This is a genomic window from Longimicrobium sp., assembly GCA_036387335.1.
Classification (GTDB): Bacteria; Gemmatimonadota; Gemmatimonadetes; order Longimicrobiales; family Longimicrobiaceae; genus Longimicrobium.
Genome location: DASVTZ010000230.1, coordinates 1 through 19,695 on the forward strand (window position 1 = coordinate 1; position 19,695 = coordinate 19,695).

The following is a 19,695-nucleotide window of genomic DNA, read 5'->3' on the forward strand; positions in this document are numbered from 1 at the left end:
GTGAAGAAGAGCGACGCCACGTAGGTGAGCATCAGCACCACCGAGATCTCGAACGACAGGTTGCGCTCGGCGGCGCGCGCCGTGTTCCCCACCAGCATGTGGAAGACGGCCGGCACCACCAGCCCCACCGCGCTCAGCACCAGCAGGGTGGAGCCGAGCGAGGCGGCGGTGCGGTTGAACTTCTGCGTCTGGAAGCGCAGCCCGCCCACCATGGCGCTCAGCCCGAACACCAGGAGCAGGTTGCCGATGATGGAGCCGGTGATCGACGCCTTCACCAGGTCGTAGAGCCCCGCGCGCAGCGCCACGATGGCGATGATCAGCTCCGCCGCGTTGCCGAACGTCGCGTTCAGCAGTCCTCCGACGCCCTCGCCCACGCGCTCCGCGATCTCCTCGGTGGCGTGCCCCATCAGCCCCGCCAGCGGGATGACGGCCAGGCAGGCGACCACGAAGATCCACACCGGCGGCGAGTGGAGCCACCACTCCATCACCATGGCGATGGGCACGAAGACCAGGAGCAGGTTGAGGGCGTTCTCGGCCGAGATCAGTCGCTTCGCCACTCTCTTCTTCCTTTGCTTGACGGGGGTGCTGGATCGGGAGCGCGCAAACGTTACCGCGCGCGCGGGGCGGACGCAACCGGGCGCGCGTTGTCGGGATGCGCGGGGGAGCGTATGTTTCGCGCCCGTTCGTCCATCATCCCCGCGCCACGATCCATGAGAGCTTTCCGCGCCGCGCTGGCGTGCGTGCTGGCCACGTTCGCCCTTCCCCGGCTCTGCCCCGCGCAGCCGCAGCCGGGGTGGGTGGAGGATTTCACCGTGCTCTCCGCCAACGTGCTGGTGGGCGCCGTCTCGGCCGGGGCGGTGCAGAAAGCGCGCGGCGGGTCGTTCCGCGACGGCTTCGCGCGCGGGGCGGCGGGCGGGGCGGGGGTGTTCGCGGGAAAGCGGATCGCAGCGGCGCGCTGGGCCGGCGCGGGGCTGGTGGGGCGGCAGGTGGCGTCAGTCGGCTCGTCGGTGGTGTGGAACGCGGGGCAGGGACGGCGCTCGTTCGAGGAGGTGGCGCTCCCGCTGGGGCCGGTTCGCTTCTACGTGCGCCCGCTCGGCGGCGGGCCGCGCGTGCGGGCCCGGGTGGACGCGCTGGCGCTGGCGAGCACCGTGTACGCCGTCGCGCGCCCCGAGCTGGAGTGGAACCCCGGGCACAGCCTGTCAGCCGGGACGATGGTGTTCGATGCGCCCTCGCACGAGCTGGTCGTGGACGGCGGGCCGGTGGCGGGGCTCGCGTATCCCGGGACGATCTTCCTGGGCGTCACCCGCTTCTCCGATCCGGGGGAGACCGTCACGACCTTTGCGCACGAGCGCGTGCACAACCTGCAGGCGGACCAGCTCTACTTCGCCGCGGGGCGGCCGCTGCAGGAGTGGGCGGCGGAGCACAGTCCCCTCGCGCGCACGCTGAGCCGCTGGTTCGACGTGGACCTGTCCGTCTTCGGGATCGCGGGGCTCGCCACCATCATCCACGAGCACGATCGCCGCCCGTGGGAGATGGAAGCTTCCGCGCTGGCCGAGCCATGAAGCGCGTTCTCGTTGCTGCGCTGATTCTGCTGGCGGGGTGCGTCGATTTCGTGGACGTGACCTCGCCGGAGTACGCGGTCGTGGGGCGCACGGGGGCGAGCGTGGACCTGGATCTGGTGCAGCCGGTGGAGGGCGCGGATTCGTTGGGCGTAAACGGGTGGATCGGCGTTCAGGCGACGCATATCCAGTTCGTGGACGATTCGCTGCGGGTGCTGGGGCAGGCGCTGCGCCCCAGGCCGCGCGCGCAGGGGACCGGCCGGACCTACGACAGCACGCTGGTGGTGGCGCCGGGCGCGCTCGGCGCGGGGGTGGTTGGGGTGACGCTCCCCGTGGTGAAGGGGGTGGAGTTCTTTCCGGCGGCGTTCCGGGCGCCGGTCTGGACCCGGAGCGGCCCCGCGAAGCTGACCGTCGCCCGGGGCACGGACCTGGTGCTTCCGTTTTCGCAGGGGGCATCCTCCGCCGAGCTGGGCCCGGCATTCTACGAGTTCTGGCGGCTGGATCTCACGCGCGGGGCGCAGAGGCTGAACATCAGCAGCTCCGGGCCGCTCCCCGCCCGCATCGTGGTCCCCGCCGCCTCGGTGCCCCCGGACAGCTCGAACGTCCTCGACGTGGAGGTAACGGCGAACCGCGGTTTTCAGGTGGATTCCAGGGGCGATTCGTCGTTCGTCAGCGTCTTCACCCGCTCGGTCGTGCGCTGGTCGGTGGAGATTACGCCGTAGCCCGCTTCGTCCGCTCCACGCCGGGCCCGCTCTCCTGTCGAGGGGAGCGGGCCCGCTTCGTTCTCGCCCGCCCTTTCGCCGCTGGCCGGGGGGCGGTAGCCTTTCCGGCGATGCCGCCGCGCGGGAGAAGGCGCGGCTCCGGGGGTGGACGGCAACGGGAGATGGAGATGTTCCGCGACGACCTGCTGGCGGAGAAGGTGGTGCTGGTGACGGGGGGCGGCTCCGGGCTGGGGCTCTCGATGGCGAAGCGCTTCGCGTCGCTGGGCGCGCGGGTGGCGATCACGGGGCGCAGCGAGGAGCGGCTCCAGGGTGCCGCCGGGGAGATCGATCCCACCGGCGAGCGCGTCTTCGGCGTGCCGTGCGACGTCCGCGACTTCGCGCAGGTGGAGGCGATGGTGGGCGCGGTCGTGGGGAAGTGGGGCGGGATCGACGTCCTGGTGAACAACGCGGCCGGCAACTTCCTCTCCGCCACCGAGGACCTCTCCCCCAACGGCTTCCACGCGGTGGTGGGGACGGTGCTGTACGGGACCTTTCACGCCACGCTGGCGGTGGGGCGCGCCATGATCGAGCGCGGAAAGGGCGGCAGCATCCTCAACATCGCCACGACGTACGCCTGGACGGGCTCGGCGTTCGTGGTGCCAGGGGCGGCGGCCAAGGCGGGGGTGCTGGCGATGACGCGCTCGCTGGCCGTGGAGTGGGCCACCTACGGGATCCGCTCCAACGCCATCGCCCCCGGCCCCTTTCCCACCGAGGGCGCGTGGAAGGCGCTGATGCCCACTCCCGAGCTGGAGGCCGAGGCGCGCAATCGCATCCCCATGAAGCGCTTCGGCGAGCACGAGGAGCTCACCAACCTCGCCGCGTTCCTGGTTTCCGATGCGTCGCCGTACATCAACGGCGAGTGCGTGACCATCGACGGCGGCGAGTGGCTGGCGTCGGGCGGCGAGTTCAACGGGTTCACGCGCATGCCCCGCGAGGCGGTCAAGGGCGCGCTGCGCGGCATGCGGAAAGGATAACTGCCGTCTCACGCAGAGCCACAGAGGAGACAGCAAGAACCGCGAAGGGGTTTCTCCGCGGCTTGCGGTTCCCTCTGTGTTCTCTGTGTGAGGCTTCTTCCACGAAACTGATTATGAATGCCGCGCTGCTTGCCATCGGCGACGAGATCGTCGCGGGGCTGACGACGGATACGAACTCCGGGTTCCTGGCCGGCGAGCTGCGCGCGGCGGGCGTGGAGCCAGTCGCCGGGTTCGCGGTTACGGACGATGAAGACGCCATCGTCCGCGCCCTGGAGCGCGCGCTTGAGGAGGCGGAGATCGTCGTGTGCACGGGCGGGCTTGGGCCCACGGCGGACGACCTCACCACCGCGTGCGTGGCGCGGCTGGCGGGCGTGCCGATGGTGATGCACGAGGAGTCGCTGGCGCACATCGAGGGAATCTTTCGCGCCCGCGGCATCGAGATGCCCGCCAACAACCGCAAGCAGGCGCTGATCCCGGAGGGCGCCACCGTCATCCCTAACCCCACCGGCACCGCGCCCGGCATCATCTGCCCCGTGGAGCGCGGCGGCGTGACGCGCTTCGTCGCATGCCTCCCCGGCGTGCCGCGCGAGATGCGGCGCATGGCGCGGGAGACGCTGATCCCCTGGGCCGCGGCGCGCAACCCGGGGCGGCGCTTCGTGTCGCGCGTCTTCAGCACTTTCGGGCTGGCGGAGAGCAAGCTGGACGAGCTGCTGGTGGGCGTGGTCGATCCCGCGGAGGCGCGCCTCGCCTTCCGCGCCGCCTTCCCGCGCGTGCAGGCCCGCATCACCGTGAGTGGCGCGCCCGGCGACGACCTCGAAAGACGCCTGGACGCGCTGGAGGCCCGCGTGCGCGAGCGGCTCGGCACGCACGTCTACGCCATCGGCGACGAGGGGATGGAGGAGACCGTCGGCAAGCTGCTGAAGGAGCGCGGGATGACGCTGGCCGTCGCGGAGTCCTGCACCGGCGGGCTGATCGGGCACCGCATCACCGACGTCCCCGGAAGCTCGGCGTACTTCCTCCTCGGCGTAGCCACGTACTCCAACGATGCCAAGGAGTGCGTCCTGGGCGTGCGCGCCGACACCCTGCGCGAGCACGGCGCCGTCAGCACCCAAACGGCGGAGGAGATGGCGGAGGGCGTGCGCCGCCTGGCCGGGGCGGACCTGGGCGTATCCACCACCGGCATCGCGGGCCCGGGCGGCGGCACCGACGAGAAGCCGGTCGGCACCGTCTGCATCGCGGTGGCGTGGGCGGGCGGCGTCTGGTCGCGCCGCTACGACGTGGGCGACCGCGGGCGCGAGTGGGTCAAGGGGATGACGGCCCAGATCGCCCTCGACCGCGTCCGCCGCCACCTCCTCGGCCAGACCGAAGAGACCCTCAGCGCCGCAGCCGGAGGGGTGCGCCCGCGATGAAGACGGACCGCTCCCTCACACGTCTGAGTAAGTGGATGAGCCTCGTGCTCCGCCACGAACCGGCGAAGTTCAGCGTGGAGCTGGACGAAGCCGGGTGGACGCGTGTTGACGGCCTCCTCGCCGCCGCCGCGCGCGCGGGCGTGCCGCTCGACGACGCCACCCTGCGCCGCGTGGTGGCCGAGAACGACAAGCAGCGCTTCGCCCTCAGCGACGACGGCGCCATGATCCGCGCCAGCCAGGGCCACTCGGTGGATGTGGAGCTCGGGCTGGAGCCGGTGGAGCCGCCGCCCGTCCTCTTCCACGGCACGGCGACGCGCTTCCTGGACTCGATCCGCCGCGAAGGCCTCGTCCCCGGATCCCGCCGCCACGTCCACCTCTCCACCGATGCCGCCACGGCTACATCGGTAGGTTCACGCCACGGCCGCCCCACCGTCCTGCGCATCGACGCCGCGCGCATGCACGCCGCCGGCCACCGCTTCTTCCGATCCGCCAACGGCGTGTGGCTCACGGACGCGGTGCCCGCGGAATACCTGGGTTCCCCCGATGCATCCTGACTGGCTCGCCCTGCTCGAAGAAGACGCCTACGCGATCGTCCCGCACGTGATCGGGCGTGCCGAGGTCGAGCGCCTCCTCCACGCACTGGACGCTGCGGGCGGGGCAGAGGGCGCGCGGCGGCGCGAGAGCGTGTACGCCATCCGCAACCTCTTGGACGCGGTGCCTGAAGTGCGCGCGCTGGCGGAGTCACCGGCCGTACGCGCGCTGGTGGAGCCCGTGCTCGGCGCGAGCGCCTTTCCCGTGCGCGGCATCCTCTTCGACAAAACGCCCGACGCGAACTGGAAGGTGGCGTGGCACCAGGATCTCGCCATCGCCGTGCGCGAAAGGCGCGAGACGCCCGGCTTCGGGCCCTGGTCCGAGAAGGCGGGCGTGACCCACGTGCAGCCGCCCGCCGCCGTGCTGGAGCGGATGCTCACCGTCCGCGTGCACCTGGACGACTGCGGACTGGAGAACGGGCCCGTCCACGTCGTCCCCGGCTCGCATCGGCACGGACGGCTGGATGCGGATGCGACCGCGTGCTGGCGTGAAAGCGCCGCCCCCGTGCCGACCTGCACCGGAGCCGGCGGGGCGCTGCTGATGCGCCCGCTCCTCCTCCACGCATCATCGCCCTCGACCACGCCCGCGCACCGCCGCGTCGTCCACATCGAGTACGCCGTGGACGACCTTCCCGGCGGGCTGGAGTGGCACGACCGGCGCCGCGCCTGACCATCAAAGGACTTACGAGATGAACCGAAACTTCAACACCGTCCTCATCACCGGCGCATCGGCCGGCATCGGCGCGGCGTGTGCGCGCGCGTTTGCACGCGAGGGAGCGCGGCTCGTGCTCGCGGCGCGCCGTACGGAGCGGTTGGAGGCGCTGGCGGAGGAGCTGCGCACCGCACACGGCACCGAGAGCCACCTGATCGCGCTGGACGTGCGCGACGCTCAGGCGGTGGCCTCCGCGCTGGGCGGGCTGCCGGCCGAGTGGGCGGAGGTGGACGTGCTGGTGAACAACGCCGGGCTGGGGCGCGGGATGGAGAAGCTCCAGGAGGGGACGCCCGCGGACTGGGACGAGATGATCGACACCAACGTCAAAGGCCTCCTCTACACCACCCGCGCGCTGGTGCCGGGGATGGTGGAGCGCGGGCGCGGGCACGTGGTCAATCTCGGGTCGGTGGCGGGGCACGAGGTGTATCCCGGAGGCGCCGTCTACTGTGCCACCAAGCACGCGGTGGACGCCATCACCCGCGGGCTGCGAATGGACCTGCTGGGCACGGGCGTACGCGTGAGCACCGTCGATCCCGGGATGGTCGAGACGGAGTTCAGCGTGAACCGCTTCCGCGGCGACGAGGAGCGCGCCCGCCGCGTGTACGCCGGCATGACCCCGCTGACGCCCGACGACATCGCCGACGCCGTCGTCTGGTGCGCGACGCGCCCGCCGCACGTGAACATCGACGAGATCATCCTGAAGCCCACCGACCAGGCCAGCGCGACACTCGTGCACCGCCGCGGCTGAGCGTCACGCCGGCTTCTACGGATTGGCCTCACGCGGAGGCGCGGAGACGCTGAGAGAACTTCGCGTGCTCCTCCGTGCCTCCGCGTCTCCGCGTGAGATTGCGGTCAAGGGCCTTGCCACGGAGCCGCGCGGCGGAAAGGTTGGGGGGATGTTCTATCTGCGCATGTTCGCCGCCCTGCTCGCCTTCGTGGCCGCATCCACGTACGGCGTCGTCATCGCCCTCACGCGCCGCGACAGGTCGCGCGTGGCGCACGACTACGCGCACCTGCTGCACCGGTGGATGCTCCCCATCTTCCGGCAGCGCGTGACGCTGCGTGGCACGGAGCACCTGACGGCGCACCGGCCCTGCATCTTCATCGCAAACCACCAGAGCCTGCTGGACGTGCCGGTGCTCGCGGTGTGCTTCGCGCCGGGCTCGGTGGTGATCGCCAAGAAGGAGATCCGCACCGTCCCCTTCTTCGGCTGGCTCTACATGGTGACGGGGAACCTGCTGATCGACCGCGGCAACACGGCGCAATCGGTGGGGATGCTGCGCGCGGCGGAGGACGCCATCCGCGAGCGGCGGGTGGCGGTGTGGATCTTTCCCGAGGGGACGCGCGGCGAGGTGCCGGGCAAGCTCCTTCCGTTCAAGAAGGGAGGCTTCCGCATGGCGGTGGCGACGGGCGCGCCGCTGGTGCCGGTCGTCGCATCGCCGCTCAAGCCGAAGTCAGACCTCAAGCAGCGCCGCCTGGACCCCAATGACATCGAGATCCGCATCCTGGAGCCGATCCCCACCGCCGGCCTCGGCGAGGGCGACGTCGCCGCCCTGATGCACGAGGCGCAGCGACGGATGGGCGCCGCGCTCGCGGAGATGGCTGCCGAACGGGGGATCGCGCCGCCCGCTCAGGGGCCCGTCGTCGGCTCCGGCGGAGTGTCGGGCGCGGGGAGCGGGGGCGGAGACTCGGCGGCCAGGTCGTCGTAGTCGGGGGCGGAGAGGCCGAAGGCGTGGAGCACGGCGCGCTCCATCCACCGGTCCACCGCGCCGCCGGTGTAGGCGGGGAGCGCGGCGACCTGGCGGGCGGTGGCGCCCATGATCCACGCGTCCTCCCCGCGGTCGCGCAGCTCCACCGTCTCCATCGGCACCAGGACGTGCCGGTCCTCGCGCAGGTTGAACAGGTCGTCCGCCAGGTCCACGGAGATGAAGCGGATCTTCATGGCGACGGGATCAACCAGCATCTCCTTCACCACGCCGACGCGCTCGTTGTCGCCCGCGAAGACGGTCCAGCCGAGCGGGTTGGGCGCGCCTTTGGCCAGGCGGAAGTCGCGCGCCTCGCTCAGCGGCACGATGCGGTGCTCGCCGCTGTCCGAGACGTTGGGCGCGTCGCCGTAGAAGCGCGGATGGGCGCGCTCCATCTCCTCCAGCACGGCGGCGGTCATCGGCTCGCCCTCGTAGGCGGGGAGCGCCTTGACCTCCGCCGCCGTCCACGGCGACACCACCAGCGCCCCCGACGCCCATTCCAGCACTTCCGCGGGCACGAGCACGTGCTTGCGGAAGAGCCCCAGGTTCACCGACACGAAGCGGATCTTGCCGTCGAGCCCGAACAGCAGGTCCGCCAGGTCGCCGATCTTGGTGCCCTCGCGGTCGGTCACGTCCCACCCCACCAGGTCGCGGGTGCGGAGCACTTCGGCCCGCGGCGCGGTTGATTCGGTCATGGTGTTACCTCGAGTTGAAAGCCCCCTCCCCCCGGCCCCCTCCCCCGCCTGCGGGGGCGCAGGGCGGGTGAGGGGGAGAACTCCGCGCCTACCGCGGATGCCTCGTAGGGGCGCGATTTATCACGCCCGTGCCCCGCGCCGCCGCGTCGCCCGTACATCCGCACCGTTGCCGGTAGGGGCAGACCTGCGTGTCTGCCCACCCTCGCCCCGGCCCCAATCCTCGCCCCCTCACACCGATACCTCGTAGGGGCCGCCCCACGTGGCTGCCCGTGCCCTCCCCCGCACCGCCGCCCGCCACCGGACCCGTCATCCTCCCCCTCTCCCGAGAACGAGAGGGGCACCCTCTCCTGTTATCGGGAGAGGGGGCCAGGGGGTGAGGGCCCTCTACGGCCCCGGGATCACGATCGTCTGCCCCGCGCGCAACTGGTCGCTGCCCAGGTCGTTGGCGCGGCGGATCGCATCCGTGGTCACGCCATACCGTCGCGCCAGCCCGAACAGCGTCTCGCCCGCGGCGACAGTGTGCGTGCGCCGCCGCGGCGCCGCGGGACGGCCGGATGCAGGCGCCGGACGGGCGGGAGCGGCGGCCGGGCGCTCGGGCGTGGTGCCCGACGGGCGCGGCGCGGGCGGAAGACGCAGCACCATGCCGGCCTCCAGCGCGCCCGCGGTGTCGTTCGGGTTCAGGGCGCGGAGCTGCGCCGTCGTCACACCGTAGCGCCGGGCGATGGCGGAGAGCGTTTCCCCCGCGGCCACACGGTGCGTGCGCGGACGGGGGCGGGGAGTCGCGGTCGCGGTGTCGCGGCGAGCCGTGGTCCGTGCCGTTGTGTCGCGGCGCGCGGGCGTGCGGCGCGCGGTGGCGGTGTCCGGACGCGTGGTGCGGCGCGGGGGCGGAGTGCTGTCCGAATCGGCCGTCTCGGTCGTGGTGGAGTCGCGGGGCCCGGCGGGCTGCTCGGCGGCGGGCGCGGCACGGCGAGTGGTGCGCGCGGCAGTGATCCACACGACCTCGCCTTCCACGCGGTGCGGCGTGGGGCGGCCGGTGGACTCCACCGAAAACGGCGCAGCCCAACGCGATGGACGCACGGGGGCGGCCGGCGCGGAATCGGACGGAACCGTGTCCGCGGGCTCGGTGCTCTGGGCGAGCGCGGCGCCGGGAGCCAGCAGGAGCGCGGCGAGCGACCAGGCGCGCAGCGTCATCGAGCCGCCGGGACGCGCGCGCGCCGGTGCTTCACGTACTCGAAGACGCCCGGCAGAATCGACAGGACGATGATGGCGACCACCACCGTCTCGAAGTTGTTCTTCACGAACGGCACCGCGCCGAAGAAGTACCCGGCGAAGAGCATCGACGAGACCCACAGGATCCCGCCCACCACGTTGTACAGTAGGAACTTGGGGTAGTCCATCTTCGACGCGCCCGCCACGAACGGCGCATAGGTGCGCACGATGGGCATGAAGCGCGCGAGGATGATCGTCTTGCCGCCGTACTTCGCAAAGAAATCCTGCGTCTTCACCAGGTACGCCGTCTTCAGGATGCGCGCGTCGTCCTTGAACACCCGCGTCCCCACCGCCTGCCCGATCCAGTAGTTCACCGTGTCGCCCAGGATGGCGGCGGCCAGCATGACGGCGTACAGGGGGAAGATGGAGAGCCCCATCTGCGGGTTCGCGGCGAGCGCCCCGGCCGCGAACAGGAGCGAGTCGCCCGGCAGGAACGGCGTCACCACCAGGCCCGTCTCGCAGAAGATGATGGCGAACAGGATGGCGTACGCCCACGTTCCGTACTGGGTGATCAGCGCACCCAGGTGGACGTCGAGATGGCGGAAGTAGTCGAGCGCCTGCGCGAAAAAGCTCATCCCGGACCTGACTGGGGGTGCGAGTGCGGCGTCCCGGCGAGGGGACCGCGGGAGGCGAATGCTATCGTAAAGCGCTGCACGATACAAGACTGCGGCCGGACGGTTGACGCACCCGTTACCCTTGTGGAGCAGCTTCGCGGACCCAGAACAGACAGGCGGACGATGTTGGAGCAGACACCCCCGGCGCTCACCCCGGACGAGTCGCTGCGCTACGCGCGGCACCTGATCCTTCCCCACGTGGGCCCCGCCGGCCAGGCGCGGCTCAAGGGCGCGCGTATCCTGGTGGTGGGCGCGGGCGGGCTCGGCTCGCCGGTGGCGATGTACCTCGCCGCGGCCGGCGTGGGGACGCTCGGGATCGTGGACTTCGACGTTGTGGACGCCACCAACCTGCAGCGCCAGGTCATCCACGGCACGCGCGACATCGGCCGCCCCAAGCTGGACTCCGCGCGCGACCGCATCGCCGAGATCAACCCGCACGTCCACGTGGAAGGCTTCGCGCTGCGCCTCACCTCGGCCGATGCGCGGGAGATCGTACGCGGCTTCGACGTGGTGATCGATGGCACCGACAACTTTCCCACGCGCTACCTGCTGAACGACGCCTGCGTGCTGGAGGGGAAGCCCAACGTCTACGGCTCCATCCTGCGCTGGGAGGGGCAGGCCTCCGTCTTCTGCGCGGAGCGCGGGCCGTGCTACCGCTGCCTCTTCGCCGAGCCGCCGCCTCCGCACCTTGTGCCCAACTGCGCGGAGGGCGGCGTGATGGGAGTGCTGCCAGGCATCATCGGCTCCATCCAGGCCACGGAGGCGCTCAAGATCGTGCTCGATGTGGGTGAAACGCTGGTGGGGCGGCTCTTGCTTTTCGATGCGCTGCGGATGAGGTTCCGCGAGATGCGCCTCCGCCGCGACCCGGCATGTCCCGCGTGCGGCGAGCACCCCACGATTCACGAGCCGATCGACTACGAGCGCTTCTGCGGGCTGGACACCGCCGAGGCAACACGGGAGGATGCGATGCACGACGATGTACCCGAGATGACCCCCACGGAGCTCAAGGCGCGCCTGGACCGCGGCGACCGCGTGACCATCGTGGACGTGCGCGAGCCGTGGGAGTGGGAGATCGGCAACCTCGGCCCGCAGGGCGCGCGCCTCATCCCCCTGAACGACCTCCCTAGCCGGATGGACGAGCTGAACCCGGAGGACGAACTGGTGATGCAGTGCCGCTCCGGCGGCCGCAGCGCGCACGCCGCCGGGTTCCTGCGCGAGCAGGGCTTCGAGCGCGTGCACAACCTGACAGGCGGCATCCTGCGGTGGTCCGACGAAGTGGATCCGTCCATCCCTAAATACTGAAACAGCAGCCTCACGCGGAGGCGCGGAGACGCAGAGAGAACTTCGCGCGCTCCTCTGCGGCTCCGCGTCTCCGCGTGAACCTTTTGCATGGACCTGCCCTCGTATGACTACATGCCGGTAACCGAAACCCTGCCAACGGCGGACGACGTGCGGGCTGCGGCGGAGCGGCTGCGTGGGATCGCGAACCGCACCCCCGTGCACACGTCGCGCACGCTGGACGAGATGACGGGAGCGCGCGTCTTTCTCAAGTGCGAGAACTTCCAGCGTGGCGGCGCCTTCAAATTCCGCGGCGCCTACAACGCCGTCTCGGTCCTTTCGGATGAGGAGCGGGCGCGCGGCGTCCTCACCTTCTCCTCCGGCAACCATGCGCAGGCGGTGGCGCTCACGGGACGACTGCTTGGGGTCAGGGTCGTCGTGGTGATGCCGGACAACGCCCCCGCCGCCAAGATCGCCGGCACCCGCGGCTACGGTGCCGAGGTGGTCCTCTACGACCCCGAAGTCCGCGACCGCCAGGAGATCGCCGCCGAGCTGCAGCAGGAGCGCGGGATGGCGCTGATCCCCCCCTACGACCACGCCAACGTCGTCGCCGGCCAGGGCACGGCGGCGCTGGAGTTGATGGAGGAGACGGGGCCCCTCGACGCCCTCTTCGCCCCCTGCGGCGGCGGCGGGCTGCTGAGCGGCTCGGCGCTGGCGGCGCGCGACTTCGCCCCCGGCTGCCGCGTCGTCGGCGTGGAGCCGGAGCTGGCGGACGATGCCACGCGCTCCTTTCGCACGGGCGAGCTCGCCACCATCCGCAACCCGCCCACCATCGCGGACGGCCTGCGCACCCCCTCGCTCGGCCGCATCACCTTCCCCCTCGTGCGCGCCCACGTCACCGAAATGCGCACCGTAACCGAGGAAGCCATCCTTGAGGCGATGCGCTTCCTCTGGACCCGCGCCAAACTGGTAGTCGAGCCCTCCGGCGCCGTCCCCCTCGCCGCCCTCCTCGCCACCCCCGGCGAGCTCGCCGGCCAGCGCGTCGGCGTGATCCTCAGCGGCGGCAACGTGGATCTGGCGGCGGCGTGTGCGTTGTTGGGGGAAAAAGTGCGTTAGTGCGTTAGTGCGTCAGGGGAGATTCCACGAGCGGACGATCAGGGGCGAATGGCCAGGTCGCATGACCGGGAGCGAATGGAATTCGCCCCTGGAACCACGCGAAGTCCGCCTGCGCGGAACCACGCATACGGCGGAGCGCGGTCCCACCTTTCTGTCATCCTGAGCGACGCGCCCCACCGTCGCTCGACCGGCTCCACACTCTGGCGCGGAGCGAAGGATCTACTGCGCGTGCCGAGGGATCGCTCGCGGGCCACGGACCTCCTGCCTCGCCGGCTAGATCCTTCGGTCGCCGCAGGAGTGTGGAGAAGCGGCGAGTTCTGTGAGGCGGCTTCCCTCAGGATGACATAGGGGTGCACCGCACTAACGCACTAACGCACTTCCCTCCCCGCTTGCCCCGCCCGCCCCAGCCGCCTAAAATCCGGTACCCAACTAACCCGAGGTGACCTGATGTCGTTGCACCCGAAGCAGATGCGTACCCGCGCGCTCGCCGCGCTGCTGGCCCTGACGGCACTCACCGCGCCCGCCGCGGCGCAGCAGGGAGGCCAGCCGCTCTCCCCGCGCGACACGGCGCGGCTGGAGATCGCGGCCGGGAAACGCGTGTACGTGGACTACGGCCGCCCCTCGATGCGCGGGCGCCGGATCGTGGGCGAGCTGGTGCCGTACGGCCGAGTGTGGCGCACTGGCGCCAACGCCGCCACCACGCTCGTCACCGAGGCGGACCTGCGCATCGGCGACGCGCTCGTCCCGCGCGGCACGTACACACTCTACACCCTCCCGACTGCGCAGGGATGGACCCTGATCGTCAACCGCCAGACGGGCCAGTGGGGCACCCAGTACGATGCCTCCCGCGACCTGGTGCGCATCCCCATGCGGAGCACGAGGGTGGCGCAGCCGGTGGAGAAGTTCACCATCGCGCTGGAGCGCGGGGCCGCTCGCGGCACGGGCACCCTGGCGATGGCGTGGGAGAACACGCGGCTGACCGTCCCCGTCCGCGTGCAGGCGGCCGCCGCAACGCGCCGGTGAGCACCAGCGCACCCGAGGTCCGCGCGGCGCCCTTTGCCGAGCCCTTCGCCCGCTTCGGCGAGCTGCTCGCCCGTGCCCGCGCGGAGACGGAGATCCGCGAGCCCACCGCCATGTCCATCGCCACCGTGGGCGAGGACGGGCGTCCCTCGCTCCGCATGGTGCTGCTCAAGGACTTCGACGAGCGCGGCTTCGTCTTCTACACCAACCTGGGAAGCCGCAAGGCGCGCGAGCTCGAGGGCAACCCCCACGCGGCGCTCTGCTTCCACTGGCAGCCCTTCGAGATCCAGGTGCGCATCGAGGGCCGCGTCGAGCAGGTGAGCGACGCGGAGGCGGACGCCTACTACGCCTCGCGCCCGCGCGGGAGCCGGGTGGGCGCGTGGGCCTCGATCCAGAGCACGCCGCTCCCCTCGTACGACACCCTCGTGCGCCGCGTGGAGGAGGCCGACGCCCGCTTCGGCCCCACCGGCGAAATCCCGCGCCCGCCGTTCTGGAGCGGCTTCCGCGTGGTGCCCTCCGCCATCGAGTTCTGGCAGGGACGGCCCAGCCGCCTCCACGAGCGCGACGTCTACACCCTGCAGCCCGGCGACCCGCCGCGGTGGAGCGTGGGGCTGCTCTTCCCCTGACCGGCCTTGTTGGACAGGCGCACCACCTGGCAGAGTGTGGAAGACCCGGACGGGCGCTACAGGTGTATCGTCGACACGAACTTGCGCACCTTCAGGTCGCCTTCCGCGAACTCCTGCGCCTCCAAGAGGTCCAGGAGCGACTCGCGCAGGGCGGGCATGCGGGCCATTTTCTCCAGCAAGGACTTCATAGCGGCGGCATGGTCCGGATTGGGGAGCGCGCTATGCACCCAATCCGTCAGGTGCTCCCGTAGACTGGCGGCGCAGTGTCGCTGCAGCTCCGTCTCTACCAGGAACGGCGTCGCCAGGCTGTCGAATAGATCCTCCAGGAAGCGCGCGGCGAGCCGCACCTCATGCTCGCCTTCGCTCATCCACGTCACCATTGCATTGCAACCACCGGCCGCACCCGCATCTCCCCGGGGCTTCTTCAGGCGGTCGGCGATGCCTTTCTCATTCAGGAACATCATCGCCACGAGCACACCCATCTGCCACCCGCCCTCGGCTACCCACCGACGCAGCTCGCCCAGGACGACGCGAAGGCCGCGCGTGGCGATGAGAGACGCCACTGTCATTTGTATCGCCACGTACGTGCTTGCCTTCTCTGCGTAGACGCGGGTCACCAGGTCGCGCAGCATGGACTGATACGATTGCAGCACCGCCCGGGCGGTGGCGGAGCGCTGCTGGCCGCGTTTCTGCGCCACGCGAGCCATTAGCCGGCCCAGACGCTGGACGTCCGCTATCATGGGCGCCAGGTGCTCGCGCGCCATGGCGCCCAACTCGCGCATGGCGTGCGCGGGCTCGAAGTCGCCAATCCACGAGTACGCGGCGATGATGGCTGGCAGCCGTACTCCCGCCGCCGCGGGACTGCACCGCAGCTCGTGCAGATGATGCAGGCAGAGCTTCTGGTACGGCTCGCTTCCGCTCCCCAGCACTCCCTCGTACAGCGCACCAACGGCTCCCTGCAGTCCGTCGTGGTCAGAGGCCATCCACCGGGATACCAGCGGGAAGACGATTCGCTCCGGGTCCAGTTCACCGATGCGCCCAATGACTTGCGCCGCCAGCACCGCCAGGTCCCCACCTTCCTCGGCCAACTGGCGGAGCCCAGGCAGCAGGGTTCCGAGCGCACGCCGGTGCCGCTGGAGCAGGGCCTGCCAGACCTCTTCCGGCGGGACTCCGCCGCGAAAGCGGACCATGCAGGCGAGTGTCGCTGGGTCCACGTAGTCTTCGGCATGTGCCGCGGCCAGGAGCGGCTCATCAGAGAATTCGACTGGGACGGCAGGGACTCGCCCTCCTTCGTCCTCTACCGTACGCGGAGTGCGCAGTTCCAGGTCAGCACGCAACCAATCGCGGACGTGCCGGTGCAGCCGGTCGAAGTCCACCCAGCGCACTCCCCGTGCATCGCGCAGGCACTGCGAAACCGCCAGGGCAAGCACGGCCGACCACCCGTCCAGATCCCCGTCGGGATTGCGCAGCAGCCGCCCCCCCGTATCGCAGAAGCGCGCCCACACCTCTTCCGGCTCCAGGGCGGGACGGTTCAGCTCCGCGTACAGCGAAACGAACTCGGCGATCTGCGGCGCGTAGGTAAAGTTGCCGAGCAGCCAATCGCGGCGTGCGTCCAGCGCGGCGGCTATTTCGGCCACGTCGCCACCCTGACGCCCCATCTCCCGAAGCCGCGCCTCCAGTTCAGCCTCCAACCGCTCCCGTGAATGCCGGGGCAGCGCGCGGACGAAAGGCCGGGTGGGCGCCAGATCATCGCGCGCAGCCTCGCCGGATTCCGTGATGAAGACGACGTATGCGTTACGCTCGCGCAACTGCTCCTTCAGCTGCTGCCAGCCGGAATGGTCAGTTTTGTCCACCCGCGACAGCGTGTCGCGAAAGATCACCATCCGGTTGCGCATCTCCCTGTCGGCGACCGCCACGCGGCGCAGGTCCAGGCGCACCTGGCGGTCCAGGGACTGCACCAGCAGAGTAGGCTTGTCGCAACTTCCCCGTTCGCGCAACCGCCGGCCGACGTAGATGGACGCCGTCACCCGGCCTGCGCCTCGGGTCGCGTCCAGCAGCAGCACGCGCTGATCTTCCAGGTGCCTCACGAGGCCATCAATCGCCTCGCTCGCGTCCTCGTAGCTCCACACGCTGGTTTCTTCCCAGCTTTCCGAGACCGGCTGGGCGTCGGCGCACGTGAAGTCGCGCAGCGCCGTGCGGCTTCGGTACATGTGGACGATCTGGTTCTCGATCGTGGAGAAGCTGACATTGTCCGCTTCGATGTCGCCGGTTTCGTTGGCCTGCCGGAAGGCGCTTTCACCTTTGGACGCGCCGGGAAGCGGTCCGTCGCCCATCGCCGCCTGGCCGCCGGAGTCGCTCGGGGGCACGGGTTCGGCAGCTGCATCAGGGGCAGGCACATTTACCAAGGTGTCCTGGTCGGACATGGATCGCGGCTCCAGGTCTTGAGAATGGAAGCGTCAGACCCCCAGCGCGTTTTGCAGCCAGGTGGGATCCATCAGGTTGTTCAGCACATTCAGTTCAACGTCACCCGGCACGGGGTGCAGCGAGGAGACCAGTGTGCGCGCCCGGTGCGCGTACTGGTCACGCCGGATCTCATCGCTCGTGCCGTCCGCCAGCACCTCGGCGACAAGGTGCAGCAGCGAGGAGCGAATGGCGTTTTTCGTCGGGGTCGGATGCACGTCGCTGGTGGCGGCGGCCAGGTCGATTACCACCGCGGCCAGGCGATCGCCACGTGGCACAGGTGGAGAGGAGGCACCTTCCTTCCCAGGGGAAAGCAGTGTGGGAGGGTGGCTGCCGCCACCCTCGCCGGCGGTCAGGCCGCGCGGGCCATGGAACGTGTTGCGGTATTCAGCAGCGTTGCGGACGGCCCCTCCGACGGTGCGAATCGCTTCACGCTCGGCTTCGTACCTGCCCTCCCGCAGGCCCCGCCGATGCGACACCTCCTGCTCCTGATCCTCCAGATCGGCGATCTCGAGGCCCGCCGAGATGGCGTGTCCGCGTACGCTGATATCTTTCTGCCTACGGCGTCGCGCGAGGATCTCCTCGTTCTCGATCTCCGCGAGCTTCAGCTCCCGGGTCAGCTCCAGGTCGGTGATCCCGCGATCGACGGTGCGGATCGTCTTCGTCTCGCTTTCAGGAAGCTGCAGGTCCACCCCGATCGAGCGGATCCCGATTCCGAAGCGCGCGGCGTCTTTCCGAAGGGGGCTCAGGTTGTCGTGGATCACGGTGTCCACGGATGCCCGGAAGGAGTGCCACACCGAATTCCATGGAAGCTCACACACGAGGGCGGAGATTACGTCTCCCACCTTTCTACACACGGAGCCCAGCGGGTCATTGGTGCGGGTCGTGACCAGCAGGCGGGCATCGTCCACGTAGTAGCACAGGTTGAACAGCAGGTCGAACTCGTGCGCGTGATCCGACAAGACCACGTGGCGGCTGAAGTCCGCGTACAGCTCCGGTGCGGCGGTGACGGCGTACGCCACGTACTCCTTTCTGGGCCCGAGAGTGCGGCGCAGAAACCCCTCTTTCTGCATCGGAGTGCCGGAAGGGAGTATGCAGTGGAACTTCTCGCCCAGGTCGCCCGCGCGCTCGAACACCACTACCGTGTGTCCTTCCAGCGGCTCCGCCTCATGCTTTCTGAGCAGGCGCTCTTCGAAGGTCTGGTTCATCGTGGTTTTTCCTGGTGAGAGCTTTGGTTGGTGGTGAGGTCGCCCGAGCCCGCGGGACCCAGGCTGGAGCGGGCACGGTTCAACCGCTCGTGTTGGCTCCCCGCCCTCTGCAGAGCGGTCTGCACGCGCGAGCGCCAGAGCTCCATGGTGGCGGAGGCCCAGGTATCCTCGTCAGCGCCCCCATTCAAGGGCCCGGGCAGTATCCCGGCGTCTTCCGCCCCGCCGGCGCCGGAGCGCGTGAGCTCGAGGTAAAACCGGCTGCGCGACGCGAACAGGAACGCGAGCTCGTCCGCTATCCGCTCGGCGAAAGCCAGGTAGCCGTCGCGCGCCAGGGCCACGCCTACATCGACGGACCCGTCGGCCAGAGGATCGCCGGCGCCATCGCCAGACAGCTCGCGCGTTCCTGAACAGAGGGTGCGGATCTGGCCGAAGCGGGCCACCAGCTCCGCGACCCGAGTCAGGGGGGCCGGCCGTTCACGCCCCGCCAGGGGTGCCGCCTCAACCAGACACGCGCCCGCAAGGTAAAGGGCCTGGCCATAGCGACGGCGGCCCATCTGCCGGCGGGCCTGCACCAGCAGCCGTGCGGGGGCCTGAAGGCAGGGCAGACCGCGCAGGCGGTTCGCGCCCGCCAGCCCGTGCAAGTGCTCCACCGCGCCCGCGGCTTCACGTACCCGCGCGTCGGCGTCTGCCAGGGCGCGCATGGTCGTCAGGACCACGCGCCCGCGGAGGGCATGTTCCATCGCTTCGCGGTACCTGCCGGTCTTGATGGCCGCATCGGTCCTGGACAGGAATGCGTCACGGTCGTCCAGCAGATCCGGATCGTGCCTGCGAATGGCCGGAACGCCTCCAGCCAGGTGATCGAATTCGCGCGCGGTTCGAAGGTATTCCGCGCGTAGCTCGCGCTTCATTCGCAACGGCGAGAGCGCCCGGTACTCGTATCGCCACAGCAGGCGGCGCAACTCCAGCTCCGGGCGGGCGTCGCGGCTCACCGAGCTTCTGCCGGTGAGTCGGTTCCCGACCGCTGCCCGGAAAAGTAGATCCGGATCTCGATCCGGCGGTTCCGGTTGCGCCGCTTGCTAACGGGCCGGTTCTGGGCATACCCGTTCACGGACATGCGGCGCTCCTCCAGCGGGCGCGCGCCACGTGTCAGAAACTTCATCACCGACATGGCGCGCGCGGTGGAAAGCTCCCAGTTGTCGTGCGGGTACGAGGAGCGTCGAAAGGGAAGGTCGTCGGTGTGCCCTTCCACCTGGATCTGCTGGTACAGCGGCCCCGCCGCCGCCACGTCCACCCGCTGGAACACAATGGCCAACCGCCGCAACAGTGCCGCTCCGCGGGGATGCAGCTCGTATCGGCCCGGCTCGAACAGTACCCCGTCGCCGAAGCGCAGCTGCAACAGGTTCAGCACGGCGGTGTCCGCCACCTGCCCATTGCGGATCTCATGCGCGAACTCCTCGTGGAGCACGGCAACGAACCGTGCCTGTTTTTGCCGGGCGACGGCCAGCTCGGCGCTAGCCGAGCTGAAGTTGTGCTCCACGAAGTAGATGAGCAGAAAGAACATCAACATGGAGGTGAGCATGTCGATCAGCCCCGGCCAGTAATTTATGCCGGTATGGACAGTCGGTGCGCCGCGCGTGGTATGCATGCTCGTGCTCTCCG

General features: G+C 70.2%; 20 protein-coding genes. 12 read left to right on the forward strand and 8 right to left on the reverse strand.

The window, feature by feature from the left end; genetic code table 11:
- The coding region (locus VF647_23275; GenBank protein ID HEX8455019.1) for a cation transporter at positions 1-557 on the reverse strand (557 nt) is incomplete at its 3' end.
- A gap of 153 nt (positions 558-710) precedes the next feature.
- On the opposite strand from VF647_23275, the gene VF647_23280 reads away from it, so the two are divergent.
- The 8 genes from VF647_23280 to VF647_23315 all read left to right on the forward strand — a co-directional run bounded on the left by VF647_23280 (position 711) and on the right by VF647_23315 (position 7,714).
- Entirely contained in the window at positions 711-1,562 is an 852-nt protein-coding gene (locus tag VF647_23280; protein HEX8455020.1) for a hypothetical protein, read from the forward strand.
- On the forward strand, positions 1,559-2,281 hold the full coding sequence (locus tag VF647_23285; protein HEX8455021.1) for a hypothetical protein: 723 nt from the start codon (positions 1,559-1,561) through the stop codon (positions 2,279-2,281). Before VF647_23280 ends, VF647_23285 begins: the two co-directional genes overlap by 4 nt.
- A 167-nt stretch (positions 2,282-2,448) precedes the next feature.
- Positions 2,449-3,294 (forward strand): SDR family oxidoreductase, encoded by an 846-nt coding sequence (locus tag VF647_23290; GenBank protein HEX8455022.1) that lies wholly within the window; start codon positions 2,449-2,451, stop codon positions 3,292-3,294.
- Between the two features lie 113 nt (positions 3,295-3,407).
- The gene (locus VF647_23295; GenBank protein ID HEX8455023.1) at positions 3,408-4,703 is read left to right on the forward strand and encodes a competence/damage-inducible protein A; all 1,296 of its coding nucleotides are present in this window, start codon (positions 3,408-3,410) and stop codon (positions 4,701-4,703) included.
- Entirely contained in the window at positions 4,700-5,257 is a 558-nt protein-coding gene (locus VF647_23300; protein HEX8455024.1) for an RNA 2'-phosphotransferase, read from the forward strand. The genes VF647_23295 and VF647_23300 overlap by 4 nt, the downstream gene beginning before the upstream one ends.
- Complete coding sequence (locus VF647_23305) at positions 5,247-5,963, forward strand: phytanoyl-CoA dioxygenase family protein (GenBank protein ID HEX8455025.1); 717 nt, start codon at positions 5,247-5,249, stop codon at positions 5,961-5,963. Before VF647_23300 ends, VF647_23305 begins: the two co-directional genes overlap by 11 nt.
- A gap of 19 nt (positions 5,964-5,982) precedes the next feature.
- Positions 5,983-6,753, forward strand: a complete 771-nt coding sequence (locus tag VF647_23310; GenBank protein ID HEX8455026.1) for an SDR family oxidoreductase — start codon at positions 5,983-5,985, stop codon at positions 6,751-6,753.
- A gap of 148 nt (positions 6,754-6,901) precedes the next feature.
- Complete coding sequence (locus VF647_23315) at positions 6,902-7,714, forward strand: lysophospholipid acyltransferase family protein (GenBank protein ID HEX8455027.1); 813 nt, start codon at positions 6,902-6,904, stop codon at positions 7,712-7,714.
- Here the strand turns inward: VF647_23315 and VF647_23320 are convergent.
- From VF647_23320 to VF647_23330, 3 genes are all read right to left on the reverse strand, one after another.
- Positions 7,636-8,445: a PRC-barrel domain-containing protein gene (locus VF647_23320; protein ID HEX8455028.1), complete on the reverse strand. Its 810-nt coding sequence runs from the start codon at positions 8,443-8,445 to the stop codon at positions 7,636-7,638. The two genes, VF647_23315 and VF647_23320, sit on opposite strands and share 79 nt — an antisense overlap.
- Positions 8,446-8,829: 384 nt before the next feature.
- A complete protein-coding gene (locus tag VF647_23325) occupies positions 8,830-9,636 on the reverse strand; it encodes a LysM peptidoglycan-binding domain-containing protein (GenBank protein ID HEX8455029.1) in 807 nt (268 codons plus the stop codon).
- Positions 9,633-10,289, reverse strand: a complete 657-nt coding sequence (locus tag VF647_23330) for a DedA family protein (protein ID HEX8455030.1) — start codon at positions 10,287-10,289, stop codon at positions 9,633-9,635. Before VF647_23330 ends, VF647_23325 begins: the two co-directional genes overlap by 4 nt.
- 162 nt (positions 10,290-10,451) lie before the next feature.
- Here VF647_23330 and moeB point away from each other — a divergent pair, with 162 nt between their 5' ends.
- The 4 genes from moeB to pdxH all read left to right on the forward strand — a co-directional run bounded on the left by moeB (position 10,452) and on the right by pdxH (position 14,368).
- Positions 10,452-11,630, forward strand: coding sequence for a molybdopterin-synthase adenylyltransferase MoeB (moeB, locus tag VF647_23335; protein ID HEX8455031.1), 1,179 nt, complete (start codon positions 10,452-10,454; stop codon positions 11,628-11,630).
- A 111-nt stretch (positions 11,631-11,741) separates the two neighbouring features.
- Positions 11,742-12,722 carry a threo-3-hydroxy-L-aspartate ammonia-lyase gene (locus VF647_23340; protein HEX8455032.1) on the forward strand — a complete coding sequence of 327 codons (981 nt, stop codon included), beginning with the start codon at positions 11,742-11,744 and terminating at the stop codon, positions 12,720-12,722.
- A gap of 447 nt (positions 12,723-13,169) precedes the next feature.
- Positions 13,170-13,745, forward strand: coding sequence for a DUF2911 domain-containing protein (locus VF647_23345; GenBank protein ID HEX8455033.1), 576 nt, complete (start codon positions 13,170-13,172; stop codon positions 13,743-13,745).
- On the forward strand, positions 13,742-14,368 hold the full coding sequence (gene pdxH, locus VF647_23350) for a pyridoxamine 5'-phosphate oxidase (protein ID HEX8455034.1): 627 nt from the start codon (positions 13,742-13,744) through the stop codon (positions 14,366-14,368). The genes VF647_23345 and pdxH overlap by 4 nt, the downstream gene beginning before the upstream one ends.
- A 56-nt stretch (positions 14,369-14,424) precedes the next feature.
- Here pdxH and VF647_23355 read toward each other — a convergent pair whose 3' ends face one another.
- The 4 genes from VF647_23355 to VF647_23370 are packed head-to-tail and all read right to left on the reverse strand — an operon-like array spanning position 14,425 to position 19,681.
- Positions 14,425-16,791 carry a hypothetical protein gene (locus VF647_23355; protein ID HEX8455035.1) on the reverse strand — a complete coding sequence of 789 codons (2,367 nt, stop codon included), beginning with the start codon at positions 16,789-16,791 and terminating at the stop codon, positions 14,425-14,427.
- 33 nt (positions 16,792-16,824) lie between these two features.
- The gene (locus VF647_23360) at positions 16,825-18,036 is read right to left on the reverse strand and encodes a hypothetical protein (protein HEX8455036.1); all 1,212 of its coding nucleotides are present in this window, start codon (positions 18,034-18,036) and stop codon (positions 16,825-16,827) included.
- Positions 18,033-19,025 (reverse strand): hypothetical protein, encoded by a 993-nt coding sequence (locus tag VF647_23365; protein HEX8455037.1) that lies wholly within the window; start codon positions 19,023-19,025, stop codon positions 18,033-18,035. Before VF647_23365 ends, VF647_23360 begins: the two co-directional genes overlap by 4 nt.
- A complete protein-coding gene (locus tag VF647_23370; protein ID HEX8455038.1) occupies positions 19,022-19,681 on the reverse strand; it encodes an OmpA family protein in 660 nt (219 codons plus the stop codon). Before VF647_23370 ends, VF647_23365 begins: the two co-directional genes overlap by 4 nt.
- Positions 19,682-19,695 lie beyond the last annotated feature (14 nt).